At 31.4% G+C, this 8,097-nt stretch carries 8 protein-coding genes; all 8 read right to left on the bottom strand.

The window, feature by feature from the left end; genetic code table 11:
- Window positions 1-2: 2 nt before the first annotated feature.
- The 8 genes from argB to ABY298_RS13365 all read right to left on the bottom strand — a co-directional run bounded on the left by argB (window position 3) and on the right by ABY298_RS13365 (window position 8,000).
- Window positions 3-788 (bottom strand): acetylglutamate kinase, encoded by a 786-nt coding sequence (argB, locus tag ABY298_RS13400; RefSeq protein ID WP_372746568.1) that lies wholly within the window; start codon window positions 786-788, stop codon window positions 3-5.
- A 203-nt stretch (window positions 789-991) separates the two neighbouring features.
- Window positions 992-1,939 (bottom strand): N-acetylornithine carbamoyltransferase, encoded by a 948-nt coding sequence (locus ABY298_RS13395; protein ID WP_372746567.1) that lies wholly within the window; start codon window positions 1,937-1,939, stop codon window positions 992-994.
- Window positions 1,940-1,941: 2 nt separating this feature from the next.
- On the bottom strand, window positions 1,942-2,718 hold the full coding sequence (gene proB / locus ABY298_RS13390) for a glutamate 5-kinase (protein ID WP_372746566.1): 777 nt from the start codon (window positions 2,716-2,718) through the stop codon (window positions 1,942-1,944).
- Complete coding sequence (locus ABY298_RS13385) at window positions 2,702-3,895, bottom strand: glutamate-5-semialdehyde dehydrogenase (RefSeq protein ID WP_372746565.1); 1,194 nt, start codon at window positions 3,893-3,895, stop codon at window positions 2,702-2,704. The genes proB and ABY298_RS13385 overlap by 17 nt, the downstream gene beginning before the upstream one ends.
- Window positions 3,892-5,022, bottom strand: a complete 1,131-nt coding sequence (locus ABY298_RS13380) for an aspartate aminotransferase family protein (protein ID WP_372746564.1) — start codon at window positions 5,020-5,022, stop codon at window positions 3,892-3,894. The genes ABY298_RS13385 and ABY298_RS13380 overlap by 4 nt, the downstream gene beginning before the upstream one ends.
- Window positions 5,023-5,032: 10 nt before the next feature.
- Window positions 5,033-5,827, bottom strand: coding sequence for a pyrroline-5-carboxylate reductase (gene proC / locus ABY298_RS13375; RefSeq protein ID WP_372746563.1), 795 nt, complete (start codon window positions 5,825-5,827; stop codon window positions 5,033-5,035).
- 11 nt (window positions 5,828-5,838) lie between these two features.
- Entirely contained in the window at window positions 5,839-6,816 is a 978-nt protein-coding gene (gene argC / locus ABY298_RS13370; protein ID WP_372746562.1) for an N-acetyl-gamma-glutamyl-phosphate reductase, read from the bottom strand.
- Window positions 6,813-8,000: an argininosuccinate synthase gene (locus ABY298_RS13365; RefSeq protein ID WP_372746561.1), complete on the bottom strand. Its 1,188-nt coding sequence runs from the start codon at window positions 7,998-8,000 to the stop codon at window positions 6,813-6,815. Before ABY298_RS13365 ends, argC begins: the two co-directional genes overlap by 4 nt.
- Between the last annotated feature and the right edge of the window lie 97 nt (window positions 8,001-8,097).

Below are 8,097 nucleotides of genomic sequence, written 5' to 3'. Positions count from 1 at the left end.
CATTATTTTAAGCTTAATGTTGTATATAATTTATTTTGACTTTGCACTAACGAAGCATCTCCTATTTTTACTTTTCCTACACCTTTTTCCAATGCATTAAAGCAATTATGTATTTTTGGAAGCATTCCATCTGCTATTATTCCAGCATCCGTCAGTTCTTTATAAGTTGCAGGATTTATATGTGCAATTACGGAATTTTTATCTTCAATATTTTTTAAAACACCTTTTAATTCAAATACAAAATTTAGTTCTGTATTGTATAATTTACTCATCCCAATTGCCACTTCCGAAACAATGGTATCAGCATTTGTATTTAATAATTGTCCGTTTTTATCATGCGTAATTGCGCAAAAAACTGGCGTTACATTATTTTGTAATAATACATTAATAAAATCAGCATTTACAGCATCTACATCTCCAGCAAAACCATAATCTATATCTTTTACAATGCGTTTATGTGCTAAAATACAATTGGCATCAGCACCCGATAATCCTAAAGCATTGCAATTGTGTTTTTGAAGTTGAGCTGTAATATTTTTATTTAACAAACCTGCATACACCATAGTTACAACCTCAACGGTTGCAGCATCTGTTACTCTTCTTCCATTAATCATTTGAGGAACCAAGCCCATTGCTGAAGAAATTTCTGAAGCTCTTTTTCCACCACCGTGCACCAAAATTTTTGGTCCTTCTAATGCTGCAAAATCTTTTAAAAATGAAGCTAAAGCAATTTCATCATTAATTACATTTCCACCAATTTTTACTATTTGTAAGGTTTGTTTGTCCATTTGTTATTACTGGTTATTTATTGAAAATGTTAATTCGTTTAGTTGTTTAATTGTTGGTGAAAAACACCAATAATGGCTAAAAACCTATTTATTATTGTTTTAAATTTGAGAACGTCATTCTGAACTTGTTTCAGAATCTTATCAACTAAAGTCCAAATTAGTATGAGAACCTAAAACAAGTTCAGGCTCACGAATTATAATAACTATAAATTCTCCAATATTTTCTTCAACACAATTTGTGCAGAATAGGTTCTATTATTTGCTTCAGGAATTACAATTGAATTCTCCGAATCTATCACTTCATCAGCAACAATTACATTTCTTCTTACTGGCAAACAATGCATAAATTTTCCGTTGTTGGTTAACTTCATTTTAGCAGCAGTTACCATCCAATTTTCATCTTTATTCACCACTTTCCCGTAGTCATTAAAATTACTCCAGTTTTTCACATACACAAAATCTGCATTTTCAAACGCTTTATTTTGATCGTATTCTATTCTCGAATTCTTAGTAATTTCTGGATCTAACTCATACCCTTCCGGATGTGTTATCACAAAATCTGCATCTTGTAATTGCATCATTTCAACAAAAGAATTAGCAACCGCTTGTGGCAACGCTTTTGGATGCGGCGCCCACGACAAAACCACTTTAGGTTTATGAGGCACTTTATATTCTTCCATAGTAATAGCATCGGCCAATGCTTGTAACGGATGCCCTGTAGCACTTTCCATATTAACTACTGGAATTCCTGCGTATTTTTTAAAGCTATTAATTACAAGCTCTGCTTTATCTTTTTCTTTATCTGTTAAGGATGCAAATGCTCTAATAGCCACAATATCGCAATATTGCGCAATTACCTGAGCTGCTTCCTTTACATGTTCCGATTTATTTTGATTCATTATTGCTCCATCTTCAAACTCCAATTCCCAACCTTCACTTCCAAAATTCATCACTATGCAATTTAGTCCTAAATTTTGAGCCGCTTTTTGAGTACTTAAACGCGTACGTAAACTATTATTAAAAAACAACAAGCAAATGGTTTTACCTTCACCTAATTTTTGAAATTCTTTTTCATTCTTTTTTAATTCAATAGCCTCCTTCACTGTTTTTTGCAAGCTATCTAAATCGTTAATATTTGTATAATGTTGCATACTTATTTAGTTGTTATTTTTGTGAAATCACTGTTATTTTTAATGGCATTCACAACAAAATTATCTTGTAATCCGTTTACAATCCAAGTTTCTATATTCGCATTTTGAGCAATTTCTGAAGCTTCAATTTTTGTTGACATTCCTCCAGTTCCGTGTAATGAAACCGATGCTTGAATTTGATCTCTTAAAAATTGAATATTATTGGTTTCTTTTATTGTTTGAGGGTTTTTAGCCTCTATTGATTCTTTACTATAAATTCCGTTGGTATTGGTTGCAATAATTAACAAATCTACATTTAAAAGTGCTGCCGTTAAAGCCGATAATTTATCGTTATCACCAAATTTAATCTCGTCTGTAGCTACCGTATCATTTTCATTAATAACAGGAATGTAACTGTTTTCAACCAACACATTTATGGTGTTTTTAATGTTTGTTCTAGATTCTTCCTTTTTGAAATCGGAATAAGACAATAAACATTGCGATGTTAACAAGCCAAGTTCTCTAAAACTTTCCATATAAATACGCATTAAATGTGGTTGCCCAATAGATGCCAATGCTTGTTTTACATTAATTTCCTTACCGTTACTTTCTAATTGCACAAACTGTTTTGCAACTGCTATTGCTCCTGAAGTTACAATTACAAATTCGTAATCATCTTTTAAATCGGAAATCTGACACGCTATATCTTCAATTTTTCCACGCGACAAATGATTGGTTTCTTTTGTAAGTACATTAGAACCAATTTTTAGCAATATTCTTTTTTTACCTGATTTGCCCATTTCCGTAAACGTACCATTTGTTAGTAACTAAATGTTGTAATCCCATTGGACCTCTATGATGTAATTTATCGGTACTTATTGCCAATTCTCCACCCAAACCAAACTGACCACCATCTGTAAAACGCGTAGATGCATTTTGATACACCGCAGCAGAATCTACCGATTCCATAAAGCTTTGAGCTGTTTCATTATTTTTTGTGATGATAACTGCTGAATGTCCGCCACCGTAGGTGTTAATTTTTAAAATAGCTTCTTCCATTGAAGTTACTATTCCTACAACTATTTTATAATCTAAAAACTCTTCGTACCAAATAGCATCATCATCAAAAGCTGAAACATTTTCAAATTTAGAAATTTCAGTATCGCCTAAAACAGTTACTTTTTCATTAATTAATTTTGTAATTAACGTTTTAATAAAAGTTTCTTTATTAATTAAATTTGTATTTATCAACACTTTATCCAATGCATTACACGCCGAAATTTTTGCCGTTTTTGCATTTATAATCACTTTTAAAGCTAATTCTACATCAGCTTCCGTATCCACATACAAAAAATTATTTCCTCGTCCGCTTACAATTACTGGGCAAGTTGCATGTTGTTTAACAAAGGCAATTAATTTTTCACCACCGCGTGGCACAATTAAATCTACTTTTTGTGTAGGATGCTGTAAAAAGTCTTGTGTTTCTGTTCTGTTGTAGTTTAAATATTCTACCCAATTGGTAGTAATATTATTTTTTTGTAGCGCTTTATGCCACAATTCTACTATTTTTAAATTAGAAGTTAAAGACTCTTTTCCGCCTTTTAATAAAATTTTATTTCCCGATTTAAAAGCAATTCCACCTGCTTCAACAGTAACATCAGGTCTAGATTCATAAATAATTAAAACAGTTCCAAAAGGTGCCGTTTTATTGGTCATTTTCAATCCGTTTTCGTGGGTGAAATTGTATAATTCTTTCCCCACAGGATCTACATCAGCAATTAATTGTTGTAATGATAAAATCATTCCATCTACTTTTGCATCATCAACTTTTAAGCGATCATACATTGCTAAATCATCACCCTTATAAGCTTCAACATCAATTTTATTGGAGGTAATAATTGCCGTTCTTTCTTCAGCAATTAGTTGAGCCATTGTTTTTAAAACACTGTTTCTTTGTTGTTCCGTTAATCCTTTCATGATGCTAAAACTTCTTTTAGCGCCGTTATAAATTCAGTAATTTGCGCTTTTGTAATTGACAAAGGAGGCAGAATTCTTAATAAATTTTTATTGTTTGAACCTCCTGTAAAAATATGTTTTTCAGTAATTAATTTTTTTCGTAATTCTCCAACTTCAAAATCAAATTCAACACCTAACATTAAACCTCTTCCTTTCACTTTTTTCACTTCAGGAATTTGTTTAATTGCTTCCATAAAATAGTTAGAAACTTCGTTTACATTGGCTATTAAATTTTCTTCTTCCAAAATATCTAACACAGAAATTGCAGCAACACAAGCCAAGTGATTTCCACCAAATGTGGTTCCTAACATGCCATATTTTGCTTTAAAAACATCCGAAATTAAAACACCACCTATTGGAAAACCGTTTGCCATTCCTTTGGCTGTGGTAATTAAATCTGGTTGAATAGTATGGTATTGGAAAGCAAAAAATTTACCACTTCTTCCATAACCAGATTGAATTTCATCTAAAATTAGCAACACACAATTATCATTGCAAACTTTTTGTACATCTTTAAAAAACTCCGTAGTTCCTTCATCTAAACCTCCAACACCTTGAATTCCTTCAATAATTACAGCAGCAACATCGCCTTTTCCTATTTCGTGAATAACTAATTCAATATCATTTAGCGGTAAAAAAGTAACTTTTTGTTGTAAATTAATGGGTGCATTTATACTCTTATTATCTGTAACCGCAACTGCTGCCGAAGTACGTCCGTGAAACGAATTATTGAATGCTAATATTCTACTTTTTCCTGTTACAAATGATGCCAATTTTAATGCATTTTCATTGGCTTCTGCGCCTGAATTACATAAAAATAAATTATAATTTTCGCAACCAGAAAGTTTACCTAATTTTTCGGCCAATTCTACCTGCAAAGGCATTTGTACCGAATTAGAATAAAATCCAATATTTTGTAATTGCTTTGTTAATGAAGCTACATATTTTGGATGTGTATGACCTATAGAAATTACGCCATGACCACCGTATAAATCTAAATATTTTACATTATTTTCATCCCAAACATAACAACCTTCAGCTTTTACTGGAGTTACATTGTATAGTGGGTAAACATCAAATAATTTCATAATAAAAATGTTAAATCTGATTAATTTTCTCGAATGAAGTTACCAAGCCTTTAATTAAAGATGAACTTAAACCTTGGTGTTCCATTTCATTTAAACCTTCAATAGTACAACCACTTGGTGTTGTAACTTTATCTATTTCCTCTTCAGGATGATTTCCTGTTTGAATTAACAAACTTGCAGCACCTAAACATGTTTGAACTGCTAATTCTTGTGCTTCTTTAGCATCAAAACCTAATTGAATAGCTCCTTGTGAAGTTGCTCTAATTAAACGCATCCAAAAGGCTATTCCACTTGCGCATATTACTGTGGCAGCTTGCATTAAACGCTCTTCAATGCACATTGTTTGTCCTAAAGAATTAAAAATAGTTTTTGCATATTCTACGTTTTCTTTTCCTGCTACATTGGCACTTAAACACGTCATAGATTGTCCAACAGAAATAGCTGTATTTGGCATACTTCTAATAATTGGAACATCTGAACCTAAAACACTTTCAATTTCATCTGTTTTTCTACCAGTAACTACTGAAATAATGGTGTGTTTTTTAGGGTTCACCACTTCTTTTATTTCTTCCAAAACAGTATGTAATTGTTTTGGTTGTACAGCAATTATAACAATATCGGAATAGCGAACTGCTTTTTTATTGTCGCTGGTAATTTTAACATTGGGTAATTTTTCCCAAGAACTTAAAGATTCTGTATCACGCTTTGTTAAATACAAATTTTTAATTTTGAAATTCTTTTGTGTTAAAATTCCAATGGCAATTGAATATCCTAAATTCCCTACGCCTATAATTGCTATTTTCATATCTGTTTTTTTTAAAATGAGTTTGCTTTTAGTTGCAAGCCTTCTTTTTGATTTAATTTAAACATTAAATTCATATTTTGAATAGCTTGTCCGGATGCTCCTTTTAATAAATTATCAATTGCTGAAGTAATTAATAACATATTTCCGTGCTTTTCTAAATGGATAAAACAATTGTTTGTATTTACCACTTGTTTTAAATGAATAGGCTTTTTTGAAATTTTTGTAAAAACCGCATCTGCATAAAAATCTTCAAATAATTGATACGCTTTTTCTATAGGTGCATCAAACTTTAAATAAAGGGAAGCAAAAATTCCTCTACTAAAATTCCCTCTATTTGGGATAAAAAATAATTCTTCAGAAAAATTAGCTTGTAACAAGCCTAAACTTTCAGAAATTTCGCCTAAATGTTGGTGTGTAAATGCTTTGTATATCGAGAAATTATTATCTCTCCAACTAAAATGTGTTGTTTCACTTGGGGAAACTCCTGCTCCTGTTGATCCTGTAGTTGCATTAATATGTACCGAACTATTTAACAAATTAGCTTTTGCTAAAGGCAGCAAAGCTAATTGGATAGCTGTTGCAAAACAACCAGGATTTGCAATGTAATTTGCTTTCTCAATTTTTGCTTGTTGCAATTCAGGCAAACCGTAAACGTATTCATTTTCTTGAAAAACAGCATCTTTTATCAATCTAAAATCATTACTTAAATCAATAATTTTTGTGCCTTCAGAAAACGTGTTAGCTTCTAAAAACTTTTTTGAATTTCCGTGTCCTAAACACAAAAACAATACATCTACATTGGTATTTATAGTATCGGTAAATTTTAAATCTAGTGCACCTAACAAATCCTGATGTATATCATAAATATAATTTCCAGCGTTAGAAGTGCTGTACACAAAATCTATTTCAATATGTGCATGATGTATTAATAATCTAACTAACTCGCCTGCTGTATATCCTGCTCCACCAATAATTCCTGCTTTAATCATAATTTGCTATTTACACTGTGAAATATTTTATTTGGAGTTCCTAAAATTTTAATAAACCCTTTTGCATCGTCTGCACTCCAAGCTTTATTTGTTTCTCCATATTCACCAAAAGTAGATTTCATTAAATCATGCGGAGATTCAATTCCATTTAAACTAAAATGATATGGTTTTAAGGTTACAAACACTTCTCCGGTTACGGTTTTTTGAGAATCTTCTAAAAAGGCTTCGATATTACGCATAACTGGTTCAAAATATTGACCGTCATGAAATAACATTCCGTACCAGCTAGCCAATTGCTCTTTTAAATTTTGTTGCCATTTAGACAATACATGTTTTTCTAATAAATGATGTGCTTTAATAGTTACCACCGCAGCAGCAGCTTCAAAACCAACTCTTCCTTTTATACCCACAATAGTATCGCCAACATGAATATCTCTTCCAATAGCGTATTTAGATGCAATAGCTTCTAATTTTAAAATGGTATTTACAGACGAATCTAATTCATCATTTAATCCAACTAACTCACCTTTTTTAAAGTGTAATTTAATAGTTGTTGGCTCAGTTTTTTCTAACTGACTTGGGTAGGCACTTTCAGGTAATCCTTGGTGCGAAGTTAAGGTTTCAACACCTCCAACACTAGTTCCCCAAATTCCTTTATTAATAGAGTATTTTGCTTTAGACCACGGATAATCTACGCCGTGTTTTTTTAAATATTCTATTTCTTCTTGTCTAGATAATTTTAAATCTCTAATTGGCGTTATAATTTCAATAGTTGGTGCTAATGTTTGAAAAATCATATCAAAACGAACCTGATCATTTCCAGCTCCTGTGCTTCCGTGTGCAATATATTTAGCATCAATTTTTTTAGCGTATTCTACCACCTCAATTGCTTGAAAAACACGTTCTGCACTTACCGATAATGGATAGGTATTATTTTTTAATACATTTCCATACACCATAAATCGAATAGCTTTTTGATAGTACGTTTCTAAAATATTACAATTGGTATGAGATTTCACTCCCATTTCATAAGCTTTCGCTTCTACCGCTTTCAATTCTTCATCAGAAAATCCTCCAGTATTTACTAAAACACTGTGAACTTCAAGGTTTAATTCATTTTGTAAATATTTTACACAATATGATGTGTCTAAACCTCCACTATATGCAACTACAACTTTATCCATACTAATTATTTTTTTTCTTTTTTTAAGAATAATGCTTGTTTAATTTTTTTTAATCTGCTTAACACCTTTGAATTGTATTCGTGCTTTTTAACATTTT

It is taken from the genome of Lutibacter sp. (assembly GCF_041596795.1).
Taxonomy (GTDB): Bacteria; Bacteroidota; Bacteroidia; order Flavobacteriales; family Flavobacteriaceae; genus Lutibacter.
Note: the sequence above shows the minus strand (reverse complement) of the source record. Positions and strands in the feature narration are given on the sequence as shown.

Coding starts and splice junctions, on each gene's coding strand:
- ABY298_RS13385 (WP_372746565.1), bottom strand. CDS start 3,895: ATGAAAGGATTAACGGAACAACAAAGAAACAGTGTTTTAAAAACAATG.
- ABY298_RS13365 (WP_372746561.1), bottom strand. CDS start 8,000: ATGGATAAAGTTGTAGTTGCATATAGTGGAGGTTTAGACACATCATAT.
- argB (WP_372746568.1), bottom strand. CDS start 788: ATGGACAAACAAACCTTACAAATAGTAAAAATTGGTGGAAATGTAATT.
- ABY298_RS13380 (WP_372746564.1), bottom strand. CDS start 5,022: ATGAAATTATTTGATGTTTACCCACTATACAATGTAACTCCAGTAAAA.
- proC (WP_372746563.1), bottom strand. CDS start 5,827: ATGAAAATAGCAATTATAGGCGTAGGGAATTTAGGATATTCAATTGCC.
- proB (WP_372746566.1), bottom strand. CDS start 2,718: ATGGGCAAATCAGGTAAAAAAAGAATATTGCTAAAAATTGGTTCTAAT.
- argC (WP_372746562.1), bottom strand. CDS start 6,816: ATGATTAAAGCAGGAATTATTGGTGGAGCAGGATATACAGCAGGCGAG.
- ABY298_RS13395 (WP_372746567.1), bottom strand. CDS start 1,939: ATGCAACATTATACAAATATTAACGATTTAGATAGCTTGCAAAAAACA.